Here is a 26068-nt window from a genome sequence, read left to right as displayed (position 1 = left end):
TTCTGGGAATCGGTGGCTTGCGCGGTGTCGGGGACGTCGAAGAGAGCCGGCTGATCGTGCGGCGAGTGCTGCTGCGGGGAAGGCATGGTGTTTACGCTACCGGCTCCGTCCGTCGGTGTCGTTATGCGTGTCCGCCGGGCGTGATGTGATGGGACCATGCAGACGCAGCATGAGACCCCCTGGCGGATCCTTCCGCCGCGCTCCGTCACGGGGAGTGGCCGGACGTTCACTCCGGATGCCCATCAGCGGGCCGTGACCGAGCTGGAACCGGGACACGGCCCGGTGCTGGTGTTGGGGGCGCCGGGTACGGGTCGTTCGAGCACGCTCGTGGAGTTCGTGGTGCGGCGTTTGGCCGCGGCCGCGGATCCGCAATCGATGCTGGTGCTTGCACCCACGCGAACTCAGGCCGCCGAGCTGCGCGATGCGATCAGCCAGCGCGCGGCAGCCACCATCAGCACGCCGCTCGTGCGGGCCTGGCAGGCTTACGCCTTCGACCTGTTGCGCCGAGCCCACGCGCAAGGTCTGCTCCCCGGTGTCATGGAGCCCCCCGTCTTGCTGTCGGGTCCGGAACAGGATGCGTTCATCGCGGACATGATGCGCGGACACACCGCGGGGCACGGGACAGGAATGGTGTGGCCAGCGGACCTGGACCGCGCGTTGCAGACGCGGGGTTTCAGGGGACAACTGCGCGAACTGTTCGACCGCATGAACGAATACCGCATGCCGCCGGAGCGGCTCTCATCATGGGCCGAGCCGCTGGGCCACCCGGAATGGCGCACGGCAGCGGCGTTTCGTGCCGAGTACCAGCAAGTGCGTGCGCTGCGCATGCCCAACGCCTTCGACCCGTCCGAGCTCGTGGACCGTGCCGCCAGGGTGTTGGAGGAGAACTCCGAGTTCCTCGCGGAGGAACGAGCGCGCCTCGGTGTCGTTCTGGTGGACGATCTGCAGGAGGCAACGCCCTCGGTCTACCGCTTGATCGGAGTACTGACCCGCGGGGCGGATGCCATCTATACGGCTAACCCGGATACGACCGTCCAAGGATTCCGTGGCGCGCGCCCGGACCTGCTGCGTACTCTGCAGGACCGCGTGGGTACGGAGCGGTACCCGCTACGTCGGATGTCATTGGACCTCACTCATCGACTCCCATCGGACGTCAATCAAGCCTGGCAACGCGTTGCCCGAGCGATTTCAGTCGTGGCCGGAGCCCGGATCAACCGAGCGCCGGAGTCCTCCGTAGAGAACACGGGCTCGATGCGCGCGGTGGTCTTCGACTCGCCCACGGCTCAGGCCCGATGGTGTGCCGATCACTTCCTGCGGCTCCACGTGCTGGAAGGGGTGCCGTACCGGGAGATGGCAGTGATCGTGCGCAGCGGTTCGCAGTTGTCGTCGTTGACCCGGCAGCTGTCTTCGCTCGGGGTCCCCACCACCTCTTCCGCGGCCGAAACGCCCTTGCGCGAGGAACCGGCCGTGATTCCGCTGCTCAACGCACTACGGCTCTTGCTGGACTCCCAAGGGAAGCCCTCCGGCCCCGATGGAGCTGAGACCCGCGAAACCGCCATCAATGACGAAGAACCGCGGTTGTTGACCGCGGAGGCCGCGGTCGCTCTGTTGACGTCCCGGTTGGGAGGGGCTTCGCCCATGGATGTGCGTCGCATCCGGCAGCGACTGCGTGTCTACGAACTCAGCACCGGCGGCGGACGCACCAGTGACACACTGCTGGTTGAAGCCTTGACTGACGGTGTGCTGCTGGAGGCCGCCGGGGTCCGGTCGGGCCCGGCTCACCGCATCGCGGACATGTTGCACGCGGGGCAGGAGGCTTTGGCCACCCCCGGTGCCACCGCCGAATCGGTCTTGTGGGCGCTCTGGAATGCGTCGGGGGTTGCCGAGCTGTGGCGGCGTCGAGCGATCTCGGGTGGCGCGGAGTCCGTGCGGGCCGATCGTGACCTGGATGCCGTGGTCGGGCTCTTCGAATCCGCCGAGCGTTTCGTGGATCAGGTACCCGGGGCCACGGCGCAGGCCTTCATGGATTACATGGAGCACCAGGAATTGCCCATGGACACGCTGGCCGCTCGTGCTCCCGCGGAGGACAACGTGTCGATCTTGACCCCGGCGGGGTCCGCCGGGCGCCAGTGGGCCCACGTGGTCGTGGCCGGAGTCCAGCAGGGCGTGTGGCCCAACACGACTCTGCGCGGTCAGCTGCTCGGAACAGATGTCCTCACCGATGCCTTGGATTTCGGGGTGGAGCAGGCGGCCCGGTTGGGGCCCTTGGACCGGTTGCGTCAGGTGCGATTCGACGAGCTGCGTCAGTTCGCCACGGCGGTCTCGCGTGCGAGCTCTTCGCTGGTGGTTTCGGCGGTGTCCAATCAGGATGAGCAGCCCTCAGAGTTGTTGGACCTGGTCGCCTCGGGATGGGGCGGGGAGGACTCCGGGCATGAGCTGGAGTATCTGGAGGCGCCGGTGCCACTGACCTTGCGCCAGCTGACGGGGTCACTGCGTCGAACGGTTTTCGATGCCGAGGAGGCCCCCGAACTGGGCGAAGCGGCAGCGCGGTTGCTGCACGAGTTCACCTCTCTTACCGAGCCCGTGCGTGGCGCAGATCCGCAGGAATGGTGGGGGTGGGCCCCGCTCAGTAGCGACGAGCCGCTGTTCGCTGCGGATGATCCGATTCCGGTGTCCCCGTCGAAGATCGAAACCATTCACCGGTCACCCCTGGACTGGTTCGTGAGTGAGGCCAAGGCCGAGGAGGTCACCGACTTCAGCCGGAGCCTAGGAACCCTCGTTCACGACATTGCCGAAACCATGCCGGATGCTCCGAGCACCGAACTGATCGCGGAGCTGCGACGCCGGTGGCCGAGCCTGGGTATGCCTCCCGGGTGGATCACCGACACGGAACAGGAACGCGCGGAGATCATGCTGCGCAAGTTCGCGGAATATGTGATCAATGCGCGCAAGGATGACGGACGCGAGCTGGTGGGAGTCGAAGGGAGTTTCCACGTGCTCGTGCGCGGGGAAGCCCGAGATGCTCTGCTGCGCGGTCGCGTGGACCGATTAGAGGTTGATGCTCAGGGCCATCACATGGTGGTCGACCTCAAGACGGGCAAGCACCAGCCGGCAAGCAAGAAGATCGAGAACCACCCGCAATTGGGGGCCTACCAAGTGGCCCTGCAGGCCGGGGCGGGTGAGCAGATGCGTCGCGAAGTCGAGATCAGGGAACGAGCCGTGGCTGCCGGCGAGGATCCGGATGCCGCCGTGCGGCAGGCCGGTTCCGAACCCATCGAACTGCCCCAGGGAACCGTGATCGCCCAGCCAGGCGGAGCGCTGCTGGTTCAACTGGGCACGAGTAACAAGAAAGTGGGAACCCAAAACCAGCAGCCCCTGGATCCGGAGCATCTGTGGGCCAGGGACCTCATTACCCGTGCCGCGGACCTGGTCTCGGGAACGCGGTTCGAAGCCCGGCACGATTCGGAACACGGGTCCAATTTCGGTTTGCGATGCACCCTGCCCTGGGTGTGTCCGTTGTGCGCAGAAGGTCGACAGGTGAGCGAACGATGACCACCCCCCAGTACTCTCCCTTCGACATTGCCGAGGCACTGGGGGATTTCCCTCCCACACAGCAGCAAGCCGAAGTCATTTCAGCTCCGCTGACGCCACGGCTCGTGGTGGCCGGTGCGGGGTCCGGAAAGACCACCACCATGTCCGATCGGATGGCGTGGTTGGTGGCCAATCGGCTCGTGGAACCGGAACAAATACTGGGTGTGACCTTCACCCGCAAAGCCGCCGGCGAACTGGCCGAGCGCATTCAGGGCAAGCTGCGCGGACTGCGTCGTGCGGGACTGCTGGGGCCGGAAGCACAACTGGTCGCGGCACCCCACGAGTCGCCGTTTGCACCCGAGCCCGGTGATTCCGATGAACCGGTTGTGCCGCAAGAACCCACCGTGAGCACCTACCACTCCTACGCCAACTCGCTGGTGCGCAGCTACGGACTCAGGTTGGGGGTCGAGGCGGATACTGTGCTCATGGGTCAGGCGCAGGCGTGGCAATTGGCGCACCGACTCGTGGAGAGCTGGGACGGACCATTGCCGGAAAGCATGCCGGCGGTCTCCACGCTCACGACCGGATTGATGAGTCTGGCCTCGGAGTCCTCCGAGCATTTGGTCTCGCCGCACCACGTGGGGCAGTGGGCCCACCAGTTCCGGATGAGCTGTGTGGATGTTCCGCCGGTCGGTAGGAAAAAGGCGATTGCCAAGCCCATCCAAGATGCGCTCAAAAGATTGGAAACCACGGAACTACTCGCTCAACTGGTCGAGCGATTCCAACGAGTGAAGACGATTGAATCTGCCCTGGACTACGGCGATTTGCTGGCGCTCGCGGCGGAGATCGTGCATGTAGACCCTCGAGCCTGTGCCACCGAACGTGACCGCTTCAAAGTGGTCTTGTTGGACGAATTCCAGGACACTTCCCACGCTCAGCTCAAGCTGTTCTCCGGACTCTTTGGGGACGGGCACTGCGTGATGGCCGTGGGTGATCCGCAGCAGTCCATTTACGGGTTCCGTGGCGCGTCTGCGGGGCAGCTGTTCAGCTTTGTGGAGAACTTTCCGCGCAGCAACGGGGATTCCGAAGAGCCGGCTGCGTTTGCGGATTCGAGTTTCCTCACGGTGGCCTGGCGGAACTGCCAGTCCGTCCTGGACGCGGCCAACCGGATTGCCGCGCCCCTGCGTACCCCACCACCGTGGAATCGTTCCGCGTCTACCGTGCAGGTGCCCCCGCTCGATCCCTCGCCCCATGCCACGGTCGGGACTGTGCGGGTGAGTCGGTACGTCACAGACTCGGAGGAGGCTCAGGCCACGGCTCGGGCTATCGCGGAACAGCGGCGCGCCCACGAAGGACAGCCGCTGGACGAGATGCCCACCATGGCTGTTCTGTGCAGGAAGCGGGCTCAGTTCGAACCGATCCGCTTGGAACTCGAGGCGCTGGATGTGCCGTACGAGGTGGTCGGGCTCGGCGGGCTCCTCAGCACCCCCGAAGTCGCAGATATTGTGGCCACGCTGTACGTCTTGACCGACCCTGGACGTTCCGATGCACTGGCGCGGTTGTTGGCCGGTTCCCGTTGGCGGATCGGACCCAAGGATCTCGCGGCGCTGGGGGATTGGGCGGGTCACCTAGAGCAAACTCGGTCCCGCGCGGCTGCGGCGCAGCGAACCGAACTCTCCGCGGAAGAACTCGCAGAATCACCCGCTGAAGAACCCGCAGTTGCCGTGGTTGAAGGCGACATCGTGGACCGGGCGAGTCTGATTGAGGCCATTGAGACGCTGCCCTCGGAAACGTGGGTGTCCTACCGTGGTCGCTCCATCAGCCCCCAGGCGTTGGGCAGGATGCAGATACTTCGATCCGAACTCAACCATTTGCGGTCGGTGCTCGGTGACGAACTCACCTCTGTGATCCATGAGGTGGAGACCACTCTCGGTTTGGACGTGGAACTGGCCGCGAGCCCCGGCATGACGCCCGCTCAGGCACGAAAGAACGTGGACAGTTTCTACGACCAGGCCGTCCAATTCAGCGCGACTACCCGCACGCACGACGTTGCGACCTTCCTTGCGTGGCTCGAGGCCGCCGCCCACGAGGAAAACGGGTTGGAACTCCCGCCGGAGGAGACCCGTCACGACGCCGTTCAGTTGCTGACGGTGCACGCGGCCAAGGGCCTGGAATGGGATCACGTCTACGTGCCGGGGATGAACCAGGGAGATTTTCCCTCGAAACGGAAATCAGCCTGGACCGGAGACTCTTCAAAATTGCCGTGGCCCCTGCGTGGTGATGCCCAACAGCTGCCGCAGTGGAACGCTGACCCCACGGACGTGGAAACGCTCAAGGAATCGTTCGAACTCTTCCTGGCAGACGCCGGCACGCATGATGAAGCCGAGGAACGCCGCCTGGCCTACGTTGCCTGCACACGAGCCAAAACACTGCTTGAACTGTCGTGTTCGGTGTTCCGAGGCACCGCGAAAACCGCGCATGACCCGTCGGTCTTCCTGGAGGAAGTACGGGCCATGACGGAGGAGTCCCATCCCGGTCTCGAGCTGGGGGAGTGGGCCGAGGTTGAGCCGGGCACCGACAATCCCCAGGCGGACACCGTGTTGAGTGCGCTGTGGCCTTACGATCCCCTCGAGGGGCCGGAGATCGTTCGCAAGGAGCGGTCCGTTGACGGCCAGGAAAAGCTCACGGTCTCGACGCCCGTGCACAGCGGTCGGCGCGAACGCATGGACCGTGCGGCCCACGCGGTCCAGACAGGTGGCTTCGATACCACCCGGGAGTTCACGGCGGAGCAACTTGAAACCGGTGAGCACGGGGAAACCGTCAAACGCTGGCGGCGGGAGGCGGAACTGCTCATCGCCAAGCGGGACGCGGTGGAACAGCGCAACACCGTGCACATGCCCTCTCACGTCTCCGCGTCCGCCCTGGTCGCCATGGACTCCAACCCTGAAGCCTTCATCATGGGGTTGCGCCGTCCTATGCCCGCACGACCCGGCTCTGCGGCTCGCGCTGGTACGACGTTCCACACGTGGGTCGAGAATTTCTTCGGTGACTCGGCGATCTTCGACATGGATGAATTGCCGGGTGCCGACGACTACGTGGATGAAGAGCTCGACCTGCCCGCGCTCGCCGAGACCTTCCGCGCGAGCCAGTGGGCGAATCGTCAACCGTACGCGATCGAGCTGCCGGTGGAGACGCCAGTGGGCTCGGTGACCGTGCGCGGCCGGATCGACGCCGTCTTCCGAACGGACTCCGGTGGTTGGGACCTCATCGATTGGAAGACGGGACGAGTGCCTCACGGCCAGGATTTGCGCAGGAAGTCAGGACAGCTGGCGCTTTACCGGTTGGCATTCGCCCGGTTGCACGGACTGGACCTGAGCGATGTCTCTGCCGCCTTCTACTACGTGACCGAGGACAGGGAAGTCCGCCCGCACGACCTCGCCACGGAACAGGAACTGGAGGCGATCGTCGAGTCGATGTATCAAGTGCATGGCTGACAAGATCCCTTGGTGTCAACGTGGCTGCAATGCAGTTATTACGGCGTAGGAATTAATCCTGGGGGCGCGCAGCGGACGATCCTATGGAGCCAGAGCCAGAGCCAGAGCCAGAGCGGTAGCCGGATCCGACGGCTGGCGTAGCCTCTGGACGCAATCCCTTCTCCGGCTCCACCTCTGACGGCTCCGGAATCACTCCTGGTGCTGGAGAACCGGTGCGTTCCACGTCCAGCGTCAGGGTGTTGAGCATCCGCTCGGCGTCCTTGACCATGGACTCGATGCCGCGGTCCACACCGCGCACAAGCCACTCGGCCAGAGCGAACTCCGCGGCCAGATGGGCCCGGCGCAACAGGTGCCGGTCGGGTGGTTGCACGGCCGCGACCGAGTACGCCTCAAGTACCGTGTCCGCGAACTCCGAATTCGCCATGCCCACGAGCCACGCGAAATCTACGGCGGGGTCACCCACGTGCAGGTCGCTCCAGCCGGTCAGGGCTCCCAGGGCACCTTCGTGCACGATCACGTTGTCTTCATGGAGGTCACCGTGAACCACGCGGGTCGAGAACCGCCACAGTGTGGTGTCCTCGAGCGCATGTTCCCAACGGCGCAACAGCTGACCGGGAATCCGTCCGGTAGTCGCAGCCCGGTCCAGGTCGTGCAGCATGCGGCTGCGGCACTGCTCGGCACTGTAGGCGGGCAGGTCGGCGTCCATGACCAGCGCCCGGGGCAGGGAATGAATGGCGGCCAGTGACCTGCCGACCTGAACCGCCAGGGGGGCGCGCGGTTCAGCACTGGGAGCGGGAGCCCGTGACGGCGCTACAGGATTCTCGTTCTGCCGGGACATCTCAGCCAGTGTGAGCGTGGTCCCGGGCAGGTGTGAGTACACGAATGTGCGCAGCCCGGATTGCTCGACCGAACCCACCACGCTGGGCAAATGGAACGGCAGGTGGGCACGCACCGACGGCGTGAAGGCCCCCAGAACCAGGTGCTCGGTTTCGAGCCGCATACTGGCCTCGGCATTGAGCGGGCTGCGAACACGCCACCGCTTGTTCTGCGTGTCTTTGACCACGCACGATCGGAAATCAGAGTTGTCATCGGGAGAAGGACCGGTCGCCACCGGGGCGATACTTGGCACGGCGGCGGCGGCGATGGCTGCGAGCAATTCGGGGGTCGTTCTCACCACATCCACACTACCGGGAGTGCGCTGAGCACGGGCCCAACGGTTACCCACAGCCCCCTGCGACCTACCGGGGGACGCGGACTACAGTGGACGGGTGACTTCTTCCGACCCCATCACCTGGACGCATGACCGCTCCGTGCCCGGACTGAACCCTGCGGACCTGCCGTTCGCGGCGTCGTCGTTCGACCGCGACGCCGTGGACCGCGAGCAACACGACCTGCGGGCCGCAGCGGCCACGGACCCGGCTGCGCGCGTGCTCGTCATGGTGGGCGGCGACGCGCCCGTGCGTGACGGGCGTCTGGTACTCGAGGACTACGACGCCGCCCCGGCCGCGAGCGATGACCCGGCCCACCCGGACGTGTACCTGGGCAGACTGCGCGGGGACGGGGCACCCGTGGTGCTGCGCAGCTTCCCGGCGGGCACAGACCTTCCCGGCCAGGACGATGTTGTGCGGGCCGGTTTGCGCGTGCTCGGCACCGAACTTGAGCCGGAAGAAACGTCGCTCCTGGTCACCGCGCAGTCGGTGGCGCTGTGGCACCGTGACCACCCGCGGTGCCCGCGCTGCGGCACGGTGACCGAGGTGATCCGGTCCGGCTGGGCGCGCGAATGCCCCGAGGACCAGTCCCTGCATTTTCCTCGCACGGACCCCGCGGTGATTGTGGCGATCACGGATGGCAACGAGGATCCGGAGCAGGAACGTATTCTGCTGGGTCGATCGTCGCTGTGGGCCAGCAACCGGTTCTCCACGCTGGCCGGATTCGTGGAACCTGGTGAATCCGCCGAACAAGCGGTGGTGCGCGAGATCTTCGAGGAGGCGGGCATTGTGGTGGGCTCGGTGCACTACCAGGGCTCGCAGCCATGGCCGTTCCCGCGCTCCCTCATGTTGGGGTTCCGCGCCGTTGCCCAAACTATCGACTTCACCCCGGACGGTCAGGAGATTTTGGACCTGCGCTGGTTCACCCGGGCGGAGTTGAAGGCTGCGGCGATCGAGCAGTCCATCGTGTTGCCCGGCCGAATTTCCATTGCTCACGCCCTGATCGTGAGCTGGCTGGGCGAACCGCTACCGGAAGGCAACTGAGCCATTGGCGAGTGACGCATCGGCCGAAGAACGAATCCTGGGCGGGTTGGATCCCGAACAGCGCGTGGTGGCGACCACTCTGCAGGGTCCGGTGTGCGTGCGGGCCGGAGCAGGGACGGGTAAGACCCGCGCCATCACCCACCGCATTGCGTGGGGCATCGCCTCAGGCGTGTACACGCCGCAGAAAACCCTGGCGCTCACGTTCACTGCGCGGGCGGCCAACGAGATGCGGCAGCGGTTGCGGCAACTGGGCGCCCCCGGAGTTCAGGCACGGACCTTCCACTCCGCCGCACTGCGGCAACTGCAGTACTTCTGGCCGCAGGCCGTGGGCGGGCCCCCGCCCGGCCTGGTTAATCACAAGGCCCGGTTGTTGACCGAGGCCGCCCAATCCATGCGTCTCACCACCGACCGGGCGACGGTGCGCGACGTGGCAGGGGAGATCGAGTGGGCCAAGGTCTCCATGCTCACCCCTGACACTTATGCCGCCGCGGCCGAGAAGCGCAGCATGCCCATGGGCTACGACGTGCGCACCATGCAGCGTCTCTACCAGTCCTACGAGGACCTCAAGGCGGACCGCCACCTGATCGACTTCGAGGACGTCCTGCTCATCACAGTGGGCATCCTGGAGGAGGACGAGCGGATTGCCGCGGCCGTCCACGCGCAGTACCGCCAGTTCGTGGTGGATGAGTACCAGGACGTTTCGCCCTTGCAACAGCGATTGCTCGACGCGTGGCTCGGACAGCGCGACGACGTGTGCGTGGTGGGGGACGCCTCCCAGACGATCTATTCGTTCACCGGCGCCACCTCCCGGCACTTGCTGGAGTTCCCGTCCCGTCATCCGAATGCTCGCGTGGTCGAACTGATCCGCGACTACCGATCGACTCCGCAGGTGGTCAACACCGCCAACCAGTTGCTCGCCGCTCGCCGCCCCGCTGCCGGTTCAACCCCCGGAACCTGGGCGACGCCGCTGCAGCTCATCTCCCAGCGCCCGGCCGGCCCAGAACCGTCCTGGAACGAATACCCGGACGACGAGGCCGAGGCCGCCGGAGTGGCCACGCGCATCCAGGACCTTATCGACGACGGCGTTCCCGCCCGAGAGATTGCCGTCCTGTTCCGCACCAACGGACAATCCCAAGCCTTCGAGGCCGCTCTCGCAGACGCCAACATCGGTTTCCAACTGCGCGGCACCGAGCGGTTCTTCAACCGCCCCGAGATCCGGCAGGCACTCGTGCAGATCCGTTCTGCGGCCAAGACCTTGGGGGATGAGCCCGTGCGGGTTCCGCAGCAGGTCAGGGACATGCTCAGTTCCCTGGGATACTCGGCGCGGGCGCCCCGTTCAGACAGTGCCACCCGTGCCCGGTGGGAGTCGCTGTCCGCGTTGGTGTCCCTGGCTGATTCCATGGCTCACCGGGCCGCCGAGGAGGACGAGGAATTCACCCTCCAGGAGTTCTCGGACGAACTGGAACGGCGGGCCAAGGCCCAGGAGGCACCCGTGATGGACGGCGTGACGCTGGCCTCGATGCACTCGGCCAAGGGCCTGGAATGGGACGCCGTGTTCCTGGCAGGACTGTCCGAGGGGCTCATGCCCATCTCCTTCGCAGACACCGCGGACGGTGTGGACGAAGAACGGCGGCTGCTCTACGTGGGCATTACCCGCGCCCGTGAGCATCTGGTGTTGTCCTGGTCACTGTCGCGCACTCCGGGAGGACGACCCACCCGGTCGCGCTCGCGATTCCTGGACGCGATCCTGCCGGCGGCGGCATCGAACGTGGCTCAGCGGCACGTTCGCACGCGCCGCTGAGGCGGAGTTTCAGCCATCCAACGCACACAGGCAGTCCGCTCGCGGTGTCAACGTCGACCGATGCAGACCGTAGCGAAGCGTGATCGTTCCCGGAGATTCGGCATCCCAAGTGTTCTGCACATTAGTGTTCTGCGGATTGAGTGACTGTCCCAGCAAGTCGACGGCGATCCCGGACGCGGTGATGACGCGAGTCAACGTGGTCAGTGCGAGGGAATGCGCGGTGGCCACGGCGTCAGGATCCAGCGGCGGTTGATCCCGCAACACCTTTCGAGCATCTCGCACGGCATTGACTATGCACTCCCTGCACGGGCGCCGGTACCAGGGCACCAGTGGCCAGGTCAGTGACACGGATCCGTCCGTGACCACCGTGATCGTGGGGAGATGAGCGTCCGGGGAAGCGGCCAAGTCCACAACGGTGAGGTCCTGGGGAAGCGGTCCCGTCACAGAGGCGCTGCGCAGCATCGCGGCCGAGGGAATGACCGAGGAGCAGAACAGCTCCGGTGCGCTCAACGGAACGCAACGTGGCCACCGGTTACGCAGTAGCTTGCGCAGCGCATACTCCCGCGGGGACCCTTCCAGGGCGGGTGGATACGGTCCCGTGGCAGTGTCCTGCGAGGTCACTGGGCCCGGATCCGTGACGTTGATCAAGCACACCCCCGCATCCGCCAGGAGCAGGGCGGCGGTCGCGGTCACTGGATCCAGACCCGCGATCAGCACGTGCACCTCATCCGGGTGCATCTGAGGGCTGGCAGACCATTGATCGTTCGATTCGGGGGCTTCCCCCGAATTAGTTGATGAAGTGGCGGGTGTAGGCGTCATGAACTGCTCCGAGGTCGGGAACCGGGTGGGTCTCTCAGGCTGTCAACTTACGGTCCGCTACGCAGCAGAAATCCCGTCATCCACAGTTCGAGTGGATACTGCACGGGGTACGCAGTCTTGGCTGGGGCACACGTCGCCCGGGCATCCTGCCGCCAGGCCTGGTCAAGTGGGGAACGGTGCACCGAAACTTGTGCCCGCGATTGGTCACCGACCGCCCCGGAGTGGTGAACTACAGACCATGTCCCCGTTCCGCTCGCCCCGCAACACGCAGCCCCGCAACACGCAGCCGCGCCACACCGAGCCGCAGTTACCGTCCGAGATGCCTGAAGTAATCGTGCAGCGCAGCGCGCGCCGGAAGAAGACGGTGAGCGCCCACTTCAGTGGTGAGTCGGTGATCTTGGCCGTTCCCCAGTCGGCCACTCGCCGGGAGGTGGAGCAGTGGAAAACCACGTTGGTTCCCAAGATCGTTGCCAAGCGGGAGCGGGCTCAGCGGAACGCACGGCGGCGCAGCACGGACGACGGGCTCTGGCGCATGGCCCAGGAATTGTCGGCCACCTACCTGGACGGCAAGGCGCGACCCACCGAGGTGAAGTGGTCCTCCCGACAGAACACCCGCTGGGGCTCGGCGACACCCAGCACCGGTGTCATCAGGATCTCCACGCGATTGGCCACCGTGCCGGATTGGGTGTTGGAGACCGTTGTGCTCCACGAACTGGTGCACCTGTTGGAGGCCCACCACAACGATCGCTTCTGGTCGCTGGCGCGCAGGCACCCCAAAGCAAACGACGCCGCCCAGTTCCTGGACGGCGTCGCATGGGCGGATGCCAACCCCCGAGGGGGACCGGCAGCCACGGTTTAGGCCTTGGGCGAGTCCCCGGGTCCCTCCCGCGAGTCATCGCCGGAGTCCGTGGAGTCACCGGAGCCGGTCGAATCTCCCGACTCGTTTGCTTCACCCGAGCCGTCCGACGCGCCGGAATCCGAAGAAGTGGAACCCGAGTCCTTGGAACCAGCAGTGTCGCCGCCCTCAGGGCCCTCGTACCCACCAGACAGCAGCTTGGCCAGTGCGGCGTCCATCTCGTCGTCGCTTGCGGTCAGCAGACCCCGGCGCTGTTCGAAGCCTTCGGGATCGTCAAGGTCTTCATTGGTTGGCAGAAGCTCGGCGGACTCCCAGAGCCCGTCGCGCTCATCGATGCCGCGCTTGCTCTCCACATACTCCCAGAATGCCGCGGCCTCGCGCATGCGGCGCGGGCGCAGTTCAAGACCCACGAGCGAACCGAAGGTGCGCTCGGCGGGACCGCCCTCGGCGCGGCGTCGGGACATCATTTCGGTGAGTGCAGCGGCGGACGGGATATTGCCCGTGGACGCAACCGTCACCCGGGTGACCCAACCCTCGATGAGAGCCAGTACCGTCTCGAGCCGAGCCAGCGTGGCCTCTTGTTCGGGGGTCATCTGCGGGCTGAACACACCGGAAGCCAGGGCGTCCTGAATGCCCGAGGGATCCATGGGATCAAGATCCTGCGCAATGGTCTCGATGCGGTCCATATCGATGTGAATGCCCGCGGCAAAACTGGTGATCAGACCCAGCACGTGATCTCGCAGCCACGGAGCGCCGTGGAAGAGGCGGATGTGCGCGGCCTCGCGGATGGCCAGGTATAGCATCACGTCCGATGCGGGCAGCTCGAGCCCCTCGCTGAACTCGGCAACGTTGGACGGAACAAGGGCCGAGTGGTCCTTGGACAGGGGGAGACCAACGTCCGTGGAGGACACGACCTCGCACGACAAAGCACCCACGGCCTGTCCCAGCTGCATGCCGAACAGCATGGAACCCGCGCCGGAGAGCATTCCGGACAAGTCCGCGCCGCCCATGGCCTGGGACAGCTCCGGTGGCAACTGCTTGGTCATGGCCTCGCTCATCGCTTTGGTCACGGAGGCTGCCACAGGGGTGGTCATTTCCTTCCACGTCTCCGCGGTCGCCTCGATCCATTCGGCACGCGACCACGCCGCGGGCAGGGTATTGGGCTCGGCGAACGCGGTGTTGGGCGTGAGCCACAGCTCCGCAAGCTTCATGGCGTCGTCCACGGCGCCCTTCTGCTTGCTGGTCACCGAGGGATCGCCCTTCTGCGAGGCGACCTGCCGCGCGTGATTGCGCGCCAGCTCCCAGTTGACGGGCTCGTCGGTTCCGCCGGAGCTCATCATCGACTGGATCTGCTGGAACATCATGGACATCGCCTGCGGATTCACGGGCATCCCGCCGGGCATGTTCTCACCCGACATTCCCTGGGATCCGAGCAGGCGTTCGAACATCTCCTGGAACGGATCCTTCGGGTTGTCGCCGTTCTCGTCACGAGGAGGGTTCGAACTCATGGGTACCGCCAATCTGGTGGGGAAAAATGGATTCGGTTAAGCCTATCGGCAGGCCCCCGGGAGTACCACCGGCAGGGCCCTACAGTTCGCTGCCAGCTCATGGACCCGCCCCGGTCCCCAACGATTGCCGACAACATCCGTTGCCGACGCCGCCCACCCGGCCGAGCGGCGTCGGCACCCTGCGTGGTGGTCGCGTCGCGGCGGCGGCGGTTCCCAGGGGAGGCAAGTAGGCTGGGACGGTCCTGACAATGGGTGAGAGGAGCGCGCGTGCCCGCTAGTGGTGGCACCTCGCGGTGGTCGCGATGGCGCAAGAAGCAATCCTTGGAATCGGTCGGTCTGCTGGGCACCGCGGCCCTGCTGATCGCCGGTGTGGTGTTGCCCGCGCCGTTCGTCATTGAATCCTCCGGCCCCACCTTCAACACCGTGGGTCAGTTCGAGGACCACCAACTCGTCAGTATCGAGGGTGCCCAGACCTATCCCAGCGACGGAAAACTGGACCTGACCACGGTGTACGTCAAGGGTGGTCCGGCCGGCCAGGTGAATGCCGTCAACGTGCTCTTGGGGTGGTTCAACCCGACGGACACCGTGCTGCCGCAGGATGCCGTGTACGACCCCACCTTGACCGGTCAGGAAGTCGACGACTCCAACGCCGCTGCGATGCAGACCTCGCAAGAGGACTCGGTTGCGGCCGCCCTGGACTACTTGGACGAGCCGTACAAGACCACGCTCCAGGTGCACGCGAGCATTCCGGACACTCCCGCTGACGGGGTCCTGGAGCCGGGGGACACTCTGCTGGCCATGGACTCGGAGCCCATCACCGAGCTGGACCAGTTGCGGGACGGCTTGGACGAGGCGGGGGACAAAGGTATCGACTTGACCCTTCAACGCGGTGACGAGACGGTGACCCGCCACTTGGACCTCACCCGCAGTGAGGACACGGGGCGGTGGCAACTGGGTGTGTACCTCACCCCCGAGTACGACTTCCCATTCACCGTTGATTTCGAACTCGAGCAGGTGGGCGGCCCGAGTGCCGGCATGATGTTCGCACTCGGTGTGATCGAAGAACTGACCCCGGGATCCATGGTCGGCTCCGAGCACGTGGCCGGCACCGGAACCATTACACCGCAGGGGGAGGTGGGGCCGATCGGGGGAATCCGCCAAAAACTGGAAGGCTCCGCGGATGCCGGCGCCCGATACTTCCTGGCACCCAGCGGCAACTGCAACGAGGTCAAGGGGTATGTCCCGGACGGTCTGGACGTGATCGAGGTGGAAACCCTCGGCGAGGCCGTCAACGCGGTGGAACAAGCGGCCGTGGGCAACATTTCGAACCTCCCGAGTTGCGGCACTCGATGACACCCCCCGGGGAGTGTAATTGCACGTCCCGAGACCACCCCGCAGAATAGTCTTGACCTTTAACAATTGACAGATCACTTTCATCAGCGCAGGAAGCTCAGAGGTAATCAGTGACCGCCGGATCTGCTGCCCCACGTCCATCCAGAACCTCCTCGGGAGGCCGCCAAAAACGCGGAGCACTGATCCCCACGGTGATTGCGGTGGTCGTTCTGATCGCCGCCTTCGTGGGTTTCACGCAGGTCTACACCAACATCCTCTGGTACGACCAGCTGGGATACCTGCGCGTGTTCGTCACGCAGAACATCACCGTGATCAGCTTGTTCATCATCTCCGCGCTGATCGTGGCCGGTCTCATGTTCCTGAGCCTGTGGCTGGCCTACCGGTCACGGCCCAAGACAGGCGCCGCCCAGACCACGGACACCATGCGCAAGTACCAGCAGGCGCTGGATCCCGTGCGCAAGATCGTCATGATCGCGGTCCCGCTGATCTTCGGTCTCTTCGCCGCCTCCACGATCGCCACCCAGTGGCAGACCGTGGCACTGTTCTTCAACCAGGAACCGTTCGGCCAGACCGATCCCCAGTTCAACCTGGACCTGAGTTTCTACGTGTTCACCCTGCCTTTCCTGCGGTTGGCACTGGGCTTCCTGGTGACCGCTTTGCTGCTGGCCGGTGTGGCCGGTCTGCTCATGCACTACGTGTACGGCGGTATCCGTCTCCACGAACGCGGTATCGATTCCACCCGTGCCGCTCGTGTTCAGCTGGGGTCCATTGCTGCAGCCTTCCTGGCGCTGCAGGCCGTGAACTTCTGGCTGGACCGTTACTCGACCCTGACCTCCAATTCGGGTAAGTGGACCGGTGCGCTCTACACGGACGTGGAAGCAGTCATCCCCACCAAGGGCATCTTGGCCATCGCAGCGTTGCTGGTGGCCATTCTCTTTGTGGTGGCCGGTTTCATCGGTCGCTGGAAGCTCCCGCTGATCGGTGCGGCCATGCTGGTGGTCGTGGCCGTTGTGGCCGGTGGCTTGTACCCCTGGGCCATCCAGCGCTTCCAGGTGACCCCGACCGAGCAGGCACTGGAGAACGAATACATCCAGCGCAACATCAACATGACCCGGCAGGCCTACGGCCTGGACGACACCGAGGTCATGCCCTACGACGCCACCACCCAGACCGAGCAGGGTGCGTTGCGCGAGGACACCGAGACAACCTCGAACATCCGTCTGCTGGACCCCAACGTGGTGTCCTCCGCGTTCGCGCAGTTGCAGCAGTTCCGCCCGTACTACCAGTTCCCGGACATGCTCAACGTGGACCGCTACGAGATCGACGGCGAGATTCAGGACACCGTGATCTCCACCCGCGAGCTCAACCCGGATCAGATCGACGGTTGGTACAACCAGGCCGTGGTCTACACCCACGGTTACGGTGTGGTCGCCGCGTACGGTTCCCAGGTTCAGGCGGACGGTAAACCCGAGTTCATGCAGGCCGGCATCCCGTCCACGGGTGAGCTCTCGGACAGCTACGAACCGCGCATCTACTTCGGTGAGAACTCTCCCCAGTACTCGATCGTGGGTGGTTCCGAGGACGACGCGCCACTCGAGCTCGACCGTCCCCAGACCAACGACGACGACGCCGGCGACGCCAAGACCACCTTCGCCGGTAACGGCGGCCCCGGCGTGGGTAACTGGTTCAACCGTTTGTCCTACTCGATCAAGTTCCAGTCCACGGACATGCTGCTTTCGGATGCAGTGCGACCCGAGTCCCAGATCCTCTACGATCGCAACCCGCGTGAGCGCGTGGAGAAGGTAGCCCCGTACCTCACGGTGGATGGCAACCCGTATCCCGCAATCGTGGACGACAAGGTCGTATGGATCGTGGATGCCTACACCACTGCTACCTCGTACCCCTACTCCACGCCGTCCGTGCTGCAGGATGCCACGCAGGACACCCAGACGGCCCAGGGTGCGGCAGCCACGTTGCCCCCGGAGCGCGTGAACTACATCCGCAACTCGGTCAAGGCCACCGTGAATGCGTACGACGGTTCCGTGGAGCTGTACGCGTGGGACGATCAGGACCCCGTCCTGAAGTCCTGGCAGAAGGTGTTCCCGGAAACCATCAAGCCGTACTCGGAGATGTCTGCGGACCTCATGGCCCACGTGCGTTACCCGGAGGACATGTTCAAGGTTCAGCGTGAGCTGCTCAACCGCTACCACGTGACCGAGGCGAACAGCTTCTACGCGTCCGACGACGTGTGGTCGGTCCCCAACGACCCGACCCAGCAGAACCGCGACGTCGCTCAGCCGCCGTACTACCTGTCCATGCGCATGCCGGGCGAGGACAAGGCCAACTTCTCGTTGACCACCTCGTTCATTCCGCAGCAGAACGAATCGGGTAACACTCGAAACGTGATGTACGGCTACCTCTCGGCCAACGCGGATGCGGGTACCGGTGAAGCCGGTGTGAAGTCCGAGGACTACGGCAAGCTGCGTCTGCTCGAGCTGCCGCGTTCCTCCGTGGTGCCCGGACCGGGCCAGGCGCAGAACGTGTTCAACTCTGACACCGACGTGTCCACGGAGCTGAACCTGCTGCGTCAGGGTGCCTCGGAGGTCATCAACGGCAACTTGCTGACGCTGCCCGCCGGTGGCGGCATGCTCTACGTGCAGCCGGTCTACGTGCAGTCCTCCGGCGACGCCGCTTACCCGACGCTGCGTCGTGTACTGGTCGGTTTCGGTGAGAACGTGGGCTTCGCACCCACCCTGGACGAAGCTCTCGATGAGGTCTTCGGCGGCGACTCCGGTGCCACGACCGCCAACGGTGCGGGCGTGAGCGAAGCCGAGGCCCGCGAGGCCCAGGGCGATGGCGCCGAGGGTGGTGCAACGGGCAACGAGCAGGACGGCGCGTCCGCCAGCCCGTCGCCGTCGCCGTCGGGTTCCGCACCCGCCCCGGCACCTCGATCGACGTCTCTGCAGCAGGCCCTGGACAACGCGAACCAGGCCATGCAGGATGCCGATCAGGCTCGCCGCGATGGCAACTGGGCCGAATACGGTGAGGCTCAGGAACGCCTGCAGCAGTCGCTCAACGAGGCGATGGAGCAGGATGGCGCCACGGAGTAATCTCGCTCACGTGAGCACCTGACTCCGCAACGATCGAGGGCGGTTAACCACACGGTTGGCCGCCCTCGGTTATTGCCGGAACCCGGCTTCACCTGGGCCGATACTCGTGTCGGTGCGGGACTTCGATAGTCAGGCGAGGGCGGAACCCCGCGTTCACCCCGTGGACACCGTCGATTTGCACGGGGTGGACGAGGCACGTATAGTTTTATTCATCGCCGCGGGGTGGAGCAGTTCGGTAGCTCGCTGGGCTCATAACCCAGAGGTCGCAAGTTCAAATCTTGCCCCCGCAACTCGATAGAGATCCCCGGTCAGTACAGCTGGCCGGGGATTTTTCCATGCCCGGGATGGCGGTCCACGTTTCTCCTTGGAACTCTCACCTCATTCCTGCGCGCTTGGGGCGGTTGGAACCTTGGATCACACCTCAGGTGTCGCAGGCACCCTTTCGCCGCTGCAAAAAGGTTCTACCGGCACACCAGCCGTATCGGAGGGTTCTAGCAACCCATGGCGTGAGCACAACCGAGCAGCCACGGGGGGCGCATGCAACCACCAGGGTCATGACGCACCCTCGAGAGCGCGTCACCCGGGCACCTCCACTCGAGCGCCTTTACGGGAGCATGAGAACGGCCCCGCACCGAAGTGCGGGGCCGTTGCAGGTGACGGTGCGCTAGCGGCGGCGTCGTCGGCGGGAGGTGCCGAAGATGGAGCGGGTAATTTCCCGCCCCAGTGCCGTGCCGGCCGAGCGCATCATGGAGCGCACCGCGGGGTTGTCCATGACGGAACCCAGGAAGCCACCGTCGTTCTTGTCGGAGCCGCGGGACTCGCTCGGGGCCTCACGGGGAGCGTCCTGACGGGGGAGCGCATCGGGCAGGCCTTGTGGCCGGCCTTCGGAACCGGTCTGATCAGCCGGTGCCTGCTCCACCGCAGGTTCCATGCGGGCCCGCAACAGCTCATAGGCGGACTCGCGATCCACCGCCTCTGCGTACTTGGCGTTGAGCGGTGACGCCGAGATGACCCCGTCCACCGTGGCCGCGGAAGCCGGGGACATCAACGACTGCGGTGCCCGCATGCGGGTCCACGCAACCGGAGTGGGTGCACCGTTCTCGGACAGCACCGTGACCACGGCCTCGCCGGTGCCGAGCCGGGTCAGCAACTCTTCCAGGTCGTACGAGCCCTTGGGGTAGGTGCGGGCCGCGGCCTTGAGAGCCTTGGCATCGTCCGGGGTGAATGCGCGCAGAGCGTGCTGCACTCGGTTGCCCAGCTGAGCCAGCACACCGGCCGGAACGTCCTTGGGGGACTGGGTCACGAAGAAAATGCCCACACCCTTGGAACGAATCAACCGCACGGTCTGCTCGATCGAATCCAAGAACTCTTTGGAGGCGTCGTTGAAGAGCAGGTGTGCCTCATCGAAGAAGAACACCAGCTTGGGCTTGTCCGCGTCACCGACCTCGGGCAAGTCCTGGAACAGATCCGCGAGCAACCACATGAGAAAAGTGGAGAACAGCTGCGGCCGGTCCTGGACGTCCGCCAGTTCCAGGCACGAGATGATGCCCCGACCGTCCTGGGCGGTGCGCAACAGCTCCGCGGTGTCGAACTCCGGCTCACCGAAGAAGACGTCCGCACCCTGATTGGCGAACGTGGTCAGCTCGCGCAGAATCACGCCCGCGGTTTGCTTGGACAGCCCACCAATGGCCTTCAGCTCGTCCTTGCCCTCGTCCGAGGTCAGGAACATGATGACTTCGCGCAGATCCTTGAGGTCCAGCAGTGCTAAACCGTGCGCATCCGCGTAGTGGAAGACCAGTCCCAGTGAGGATTCCTGGGTCGCGTTGAGACCCAGCACCTTGGACAGCAGCGTGGGACCGAAGGACGTAACCGTGGCACGAATCGGGACGCCCTTGCCCTGACCACCCAGGGACAGGAACTCCACGGGGTTGGCCGTGGGAGTCCACTCCTGACCCACGGAAGCTGCACGCTCGGCGACCTTGGGGTTGTCCGCGCCGGGTTCGGCCAAACCGCTCAGGTCGCCCTTGATGTCCGCGAGGAACACGGGAACTCCCTGAGCCGAGAGCTGTTCGGCCATGGCCTGCAGCGTTTTGGTCTTGCCGGTACCCGTGGCACCAGCGACCAAGCCGTGCCTGTTGAGCGTGGACAGCGGCACCCGCACGGGGGCATCGGCGTGCGCCGACTCCCCGTCCAAGGCCGCGCCCAACTCGAGCGCGGCGGCGTCAAACGTATAACCGGAACGAATGGCGTCAAGCTGTTCCACTGCGCCGGGAAGTGCCTGTCCTGCCACTTAGATCTCCTCGGACGAGACGATCTTCTCGCCGTCCCTGTTGCCCTGACCGGCCTTCAGCGCGGCAAGGCGAGCCTCGATCTCGGTCTGCTGGCCCATGTCCTCGAGCGCCTCGAACTGGCGGTCCAAGGAGGAATCGGCCAACTCCTGCTGGCCGGCCACGCGAGCTTCTTCGCGGCGAATCTTGTCCTCGAAGCGGGAGACCTCGCTGGTGGGATCCATGATGTCGAAGGACTTCAACGAATCCTGAACCTGCGCCTGGGCCTGCACGGTCTTCTGACGGGCGTTGAGCTCGTCGCGCTTGGCGGAGAGCTCCTGGAGCTTGCCGCGCATGGTGTTCAGACCGCTCTTGAGCTTGTCGACCACCTCGGTCTGGGAGGCGATCTGCGGCTCGGCGGCCTTGGCCTCGGTCTCGGACTGGATCTGACGCTGCAGGGCAACCTTGGCCAGGTTGTCGAACTTCACGGCCTCGCCGGACTTACCTGCCCCGCGGAATTCCTCGGCCTTGTTGGAGGCGGCCAGGGCCTTGGAACCCCACTGCTGGGCCTCCTGCAGGTCCTCGGCGTGATCCTTTTCCAGCAAGCGCAGGTTACCAATGGTCTGGGCCACGGCCGCTTCGGCCTCGCGGATGTTCTCGGTGTAATCGCGCACCATTTGATCCAACATCTTCTGCGGATCCTCGGCGGAATCGATCAAGGAATTGATGTTGGCCTTGGCCAACTGGGCAATGCGCCCGAAGATGGACTGCTTCATCATGGTGTTCTCCCTTGTTGTTGGAACTATGTCTGATCTGGACGTTCTGGTTCAGCGTGCAGCACGGTGGGTGATCTGCGGAACAGCTGCCGGGAGGAATTCTCGGACAGCTGACAGTACCGGTCAGAAATTACCGCCGATGTCGAAACCGCCTCCGCCGCCTCCGAAGCCACCTCCGAAACCGCCGCCGCCCATGCCGCCGCCACCGAATCCGCCGCCGCCTCCGCCTCCGCCGAGGATGCCGCCCAGCAGGATGCCACCGAGCATGGCGCCGCCCATTCCGTTACTGCGTCGGCCCATTCCGCCGTAACCGCCGTACCCTCCCGGATAGCTGAACTGGTCGACGTCGCTCTGGGCCGCACGCTGCGCGCCATCGGCCAGGCGGATGGCCTGATTGGCCTCGTTCAGGGCGCGGACGGGATCGGAGTTCTGCAGTTGCTGAGCCACATCGAAGTGCCGTTCGGCTTCCGAGAGCTGCGTGCGAGCCTCGGACCCCACACCACCGCGGCGGGCCCAGATGTACTCGCCCGCGGTGGAGAGGCTGGCTTGCGCGCTGACCAGGGTGTGCGCCAGGGTTTCCCGGGCGGAGCGGGCCTGGTCGTTCTGGCTGCGCACCGCGGCCAGTCCCTTGTCGAGTTCGTCCTTGGCCTCGGCAAGTCGGCGGGTCGAGCCCACGGGATCGTAGCGGCCGGACGCCATGTTCTGGGTGACGGTGCGAAGTACGGAGCGCACGCCCGCGGCGGCACCCGCCAGCTCGGGGCGGGAACCCTGTTCCACGAGCCCCTCGGCTTCTGCCACATCACGCTGGGCAATGCTGACCGCGTCCTTGAGGGACTCCTCCGCCCGGTTCAGGTCCCGTTGCGCGTGCTCCACCGATGTCACGAGACCCTGGGCCTGACCCACGGCCTCCTCGGCGGCGCGGATGCCCAGTACGGCCTCGGACAGGTTGTTGGCCTCCAGCGCGGTATGAGCCTCCGCGATCGCCGTGCCGGCGAATTCGAGGCGGTCGCGCGCCTGCTCCCCGTTGTCGCGCACGGGTGCCAGGGCGGCGTCGTCGTAGTGGGCGGCCAATGACACGAGAAGGTTCTCGGCCTCGCTGAGGCGAGGTTGCGTGTTCCGTAGTTCGGTCTCCACCGATTGCAAAGCCTCCGGGGCGCGTGTTTCCAGCTGGCGCAGATCCGCGAAGCTGCGTTCCTGCTCGGCCAGGGGCGCGCGGGCCTTCTGGGTGCGGTCGATGATCTCGCCCAGCCAGGCGCGCTGGTCCGCCTCGGTGTCCGGGATGTGGTCCTCAAGTTTCTTCTGCAGCTCGAAGGAGGCACGCATGTGCTCCTTGGCCTGCGCGAGGGCTGTTTCGAACGGTTTGGTCTGCTCCGTGCCGTACTGCAACTGCGCGAACTGCAGTTCCTGTTCGGAATGTTGAATGGCGTTGTCCGCCTCGACCAGGCTCGCACCGGCGCGCTTGTGCAGTTCCGGGAGCGGGACCAGGGGCCGCTGCGGGGGAGCGTTGCGCCGCCCCGCCGGTACGTTGCCCTGCCGGGATTGGTTCCGACCGCGACGCCGCTTGCCCATCAGCGCTACCGCGCCCACGCCGGCGGCGGCGATTCCGCCCAGAACGACGACGCTGCCGACCACCCCGCCCGCACCGTCGATGCTGACGCCGCCCAGCTCGCTGTTGATGCCTTCCACGGCGCCCATGGCGGCGCCGTCCCAATCGCTGTTGCGCAGGGCGGGAACCACGTTGTTGGTATAGATGTCCTGGACCTGGGACTGGCTCAAGGGCCCGGAGTTACCCGCGTACATGCGGGCCTGTCGAGAATCGGTGGCCACGGCCAGCACCGCATCGTTGCTGCCGAAACCGTTGGCCTCCGCAAATTCTTGGATCCAGTCGGAGGGGTTCGAGGGATCCGTGAACTGATCCACCATGACCACGTAGAGGGTCACGTTGTGCTCGCTGGCCACCTGGTCGATGCCCTCCTGCACCTGGGACTCGTTACTGAGCGCATTGGCCGAGTCCACGATGCGCGTTCCGGGATCCACGGTGGCCGGGGGCTCGGCGAATGCCGGCTGGGCCGAGACCGCCAACGCAATGCACGCGCCCGCGGTCGCTATGGTCCGACGAATTGAGCTTGCACGGCTCATGATCCTCATTTCCTCGAGCGACTACCACGGGCAAGAGTACGCAAAGTACTGGGCAACCTGACGGCTACTTCGCTGAAAGCCTACGCCGCGCCCGTGTGTGCGTCACCTGATCAGAGATCATGGGGATGACATTCAGGGAACCATCACAGAGACCCCAGCCCATTCAGCCACGACTCAGTGCAGGGCACCATACTGGGGCTCAGAGACCGCCTGTGCCGCCATTGGTACACACTGTGAGGAGCACACATGAACGACCCGCACGAGCCGCGCCCGGGGAACGACCCCCAGCGTTCCGTACCCCAGTACGGCGAGTACACGGGGGGAGCCGAGCGGACCCCGAACGGCTATCAAAAGCACCAAGCCGGCGGGTGGGAGAACCAGTACACCGAGCCGCTTCCTCGTGCGGGAGAACCAACCCAGGGTCACTACGAGTCGCAGGGAGCGACCGCGACGCAGGCACCTGACCGGCACAAGAAGTTCTCCGGCGGGGCCGTGATCGCGGGCATGTTGTTGGCCGGGTTGATCGGCGCCGGAGCGGCCGTGGGGACGGACGCCCTCAACGACAACGGCTCGGGCGTGGGCAGCACCGGCAACACCTCCCCGGTCATCGTGAACGACACCGATTCGGTCAACTCCACCACCGCGGCGACCCAGAAGGCGTCACCGTCCGTGGTCACCATTTCCGCCACCGGCAACAACGAGCAGGGCACCGGTTCCGGCGTGGTCATCGACGATCAGGGCCATATTGTGACCAACACGCACGTGGTCACCCTGGACGGTACGGCGTCCAACGCGACCATTGAGGTGCAGACCTCGGACGGTTCGGTGCGTTCGGCGGAGATCGTCGGCACGGACCCGCAATCCGACCTCGCCGTGTTGAAGGTTGATCCGGAGGGTCTGACACCCGCCGAATTCGCCGATTCGGATCAGCTCAACGTGGGAGACACCGCGATTGCCATTGGCGCACCGCTGGGGTTGTCCGGAACCGTGACGGACGGCATCGTCTCCACCCTGAACCGCACCATTTCCGTGGCCTCATCCGCCGCACCCGACACCCCGGTCGAGTCAGAGGAGAGCCCCGGCGGTTCACAGGACTTCTTCTTCAACTTCCCGGACAACGGCGAATCCGGTTCTCAGCAGGCTCAGTCCTCGGTGTACCTCAATGTGATTCAAACCGATGCCGCCATCAACCCGGGTAACTCGGGTGGCCCGCTCATTGATTCCGAGGGCAAGGTCATCGGTATCAACGTGGCCATCGCCTCCGCCGCGGGATCCTCGGACACCGCGGCCGGCAGCATCGGCGTGGGTTTCTCCATCCCGTCCAACACCGCCAAGCGGGTTGCCCAGGAAATTATTGACAACGGTACGGCCAGCCACGGATACCTGGGCGCTTCTGTCTCCGCCAACACGGAGTCCTCGGACGGGTCCGGGCAGTTCTCCAGCGGTGCACTCGTGCGCAGTGTGGAATCGGGCTCACCCGCAGACGAGGCCGGCTTGCGCGCGGACGATGTGGTGACGCAGTTCAACGGTAAGCGCATCGAAGACGCGGACGCACTGACCGCCACCGTGCGCGAGCTCGCCGCCGGGACCGAGGCCGAGATGACCTACATTCGCAACGGTAACGAGGAAACGACCAAGGTCACCGTGTCGGACGCCGCCCAGCAGGGCTGAGTCACACGCCCTCGGGGAACCCCAGCTGCCGCCAGGCCTCGTACATGGCGATCGATGCCGAATTGGCCAGGTTGAGCGAACGCCTGCCCGGGAGCATGGGAATTCGCACACGTTCGGTGACGTGCGGGTCGTGGAGCACGTCCTCCGGCAACCCGGTGGATTCCCGACCGAACAACAGCACATCCCCATCCCGGTAGCTCACGTCCGTGTGCCGCACCTTCGAATGGGACGTGAAAGCGAAGACCCTGGCAGCACCGAGTTTCTGCCACGCGTCCGCCATGGAGGGATGGACGTCCATGACCGCGAGGTCGTGGTAGTCCAGGCCCGCCCGGCGTAGGTGGGCGTCGCTGAAGTTGAACCCCAACGGTTCGACCAGGTGCAACCGGGCGCCGGTGCAGGCGGCCAGTCGAATGGCGTTGCCCGTGTTGCCGGGGATTTCCGGAGTGTGAAAAAGGATGTGCAGCATAGGGGCGATTCTAGGTGCGCGCGGA

The 26068-nt window shown here is 65.3% G+C and carries 15 protein-coding genes and 1 tRNA gene; 9 read left to right on the top strand and 7 right to left on the bottom strand.

All coding sequences use genetic code 11. The features are described 5' to 3' along the window. The first annotated feature begins 156 nt into the window (after positions 1-156). Both EWV37_RS03880 and EWV37_RS03875 read left to right on the top strand, forming a co-directional pair. Positions 157-3552, top strand: coding sequence for an ATP-dependent DNA helicase (locus tag EWV37_RS03880; RefSeq protein ID WP_095797430.1), 3396 nt, complete (start codon positions 157-159; stop codon positions 3550-3552). Further along, the gene (locus EWV37_RS03875) at positions 3549-7025 is read left to right on the top strand and encodes an ATP-dependent helicase (RefSeq protein WP_129699943.1); all 3477 of its coding nucleotides are present in this window, start codon (positions 3549-3551) and stop codon (positions 7023-7025) included. The genes EWV37_RS03880 and EWV37_RS03875 overlap by 4 nt, the downstream gene beginning before the upstream one ends. Before the next feature lie 52 nt (positions 7026-7077). Here the strand turns inward: EWV37_RS03875 and EWV37_RS03870 are convergent, their stop codons facing one another. Continuing rightward, positions 7078-8199 (bottom strand): macrolide 2'-phosphotransferase, encoded by a 1122-nt coding sequence (locus EWV37_RS03870; RefSeq protein WP_238663048.1) that lies wholly within the window; start codon positions 8197-8199, stop codon positions 7078-7080. Positions 8200-8293: 94 nt separating this feature from the next. Between EWV37_RS03870 and nudC the strand changes: the two genes are divergently transcribed. Next, positions 8294-9277, top strand: a complete 984-nt coding sequence (gene nudC / locus EWV37_RS03865) for an NAD(+) diphosphatase (protein ID WP_095797428.1) — start codon at positions 8294-8296, stop codon at positions 9275-9277. Positions 9278-9281: 4 nt separating this feature from the next. Then, the gene (locus EWV37_RS03860; RefSeq protein ID WP_095797427.1) at positions 9282-11078 is read left to right on the top strand and encodes an ATP-dependent helicase; all 1797 of its coding nucleotides are present in this window, start codon (positions 9282-9284) and stop codon (positions 11076-11078) included. Between the two features lie 9 nt (positions 11079-11087). On the opposite strand, the gene EWV37_RS03855 is transcribed toward EWV37_RS03860, so the two are convergent. Continuing rightward, positions 11088-11897, bottom strand: coding sequence for a hypothetical protein (locus EWV37_RS03855; protein WP_129699941.1), 810 nt, complete (start codon positions 11895-11897; stop codon positions 11088-11090). A gap of 238 nt (positions 11898-12135) precedes the next feature. Here EWV37_RS03855 and EWV37_RS03850 point away from each other — a divergent pair, with 238 nt between their 5' ends. Next, positions 12136-12756, top strand: a complete 621-nt coding sequence (locus EWV37_RS03850; RefSeq protein ID WP_238663047.1) for a M48 metallopeptidase family protein — start codon at positions 12136-12138, stop codon at positions 12754-12756. Here EWV37_RS03850 and EWV37_RS03845 read toward each other — a convergent pair. After that, positions 12753-14261 (bottom strand): zinc-dependent metalloprotease, encoded by a 1509-nt coding sequence (locus tag EWV37_RS03845; RefSeq protein ID WP_129699938.1) that lies wholly within the window; start codon positions 14259-14261, stop codon positions 12753-12755. The two genes, EWV37_RS03850 and EWV37_RS03845, sit on opposite strands and share 4 nt — an antisense overlap. Before the next feature lie 267 nt (positions 14262-14528). Between EWV37_RS03845 and EWV37_RS03840 the strand changes: the two genes are divergently transcribed. The 3 genes from EWV37_RS03840 to EWV37_RS03830 all read left to right on the top strand — a co-directional run bounded on the left by EWV37_RS03840 (position 14529) and on the right by EWV37_RS03830 (position 19014). Continuing rightward, positions 14529-15614, top strand: coding sequence for a YlbL family protein (locus EWV37_RS03840; RefSeq protein WP_095797423.1), 1086 nt, complete (start codon positions 14529-14531; stop codon positions 15612-15614). Positions 15615-15724: 110 nt separating this feature from the next. Next, complete coding sequence (locus tag EWV37_RS03835; protein WP_129699936.1) at positions 15725-18724, top strand: UPF0182 family membrane protein; 3000 nt, start codon at positions 15725-15727, stop codon at positions 18722-18724. A 216-nt stretch (positions 18725-18940) separates the two neighbouring features. Next, positions 18941-19014, top strand: a tRNA-Met gene (locus EWV37_RS03830). Between the two features lie 374 nt (positions 19015-19388). Here the strand turns inward: EWV37_RS03830 and EWV37_RS03825 are convergent. The 3 genes from EWV37_RS03825 to EWV37_RS03815 all read right to left on the bottom strand — a co-directional run bounded on the left by EWV37_RS03825 (position 19389) and on the right by EWV37_RS03815 (position 23906). Next, positions 19389-21014 (bottom strand): helicase HerA-like domain-containing protein, encoded by a 1626-nt coding sequence (locus EWV37_RS03825; RefSeq protein ID WP_129699934.1) that lies wholly within the window; start codon positions 21012-21014, stop codon positions 19389-19391. Beyond that, positions 21015-21770, bottom strand: coding sequence for a PspA/IM30 family protein (locus tag EWV37_RS03820; protein ID WP_129699932.1), 756 nt, complete (start codon positions 21768-21770; stop codon positions 21015-21017). A gap of 120 nt (positions 21771-21890) precedes the next feature. Then, positions 21891-23906: a TPM domain-containing protein gene (locus EWV37_RS03815; protein ID WP_129699930.1), complete on the bottom strand. Its 2016-nt coding sequence runs from the start codon at positions 23904-23906 to the stop codon at positions 21891-21893. 246 nt (positions 23907-24152) lie between these two features. On the opposite strand from EWV37_RS03815, the gene EWV37_RS03810 reads away from it, so the two are divergent. Next, positions 24153-25577, top strand: coding sequence for a S1C family serine protease (locus EWV37_RS03810; protein ID WP_129699928.1), 1425 nt, complete (start codon positions 24153-24155; stop codon positions 25575-25577). Between the two features lies 1 nt (position 25578). Here the strand turns inward: EWV37_RS03810 and EWV37_RS03805 are convergent, their stop codons facing one another. After that, complete coding sequence (locus tag EWV37_RS03805; RefSeq protein ID WP_129699927.1) at positions 25579-26043, bottom strand: tRNA (cytidine(34)-2'-O)-methyltransferase; 465 nt, start codon at positions 26041-26043, stop codon at positions 25579-25581. Positions 26044-26068 lie beyond the last annotated feature (25 nt).

The organism is Kocuria carniphila (genome assembly GCF_004136555.1).
Taxonomy (GTDB): Bacteria; Actinomycetota; Actinomycetes; order Actinomycetales; family Micrococcaceae; genus Kocuria; species Kocuria carniphila.
Note: the sequence above shows the minus strand (reverse complement) of the source record. Positions and strands in the feature narration are given on the sequence as shown.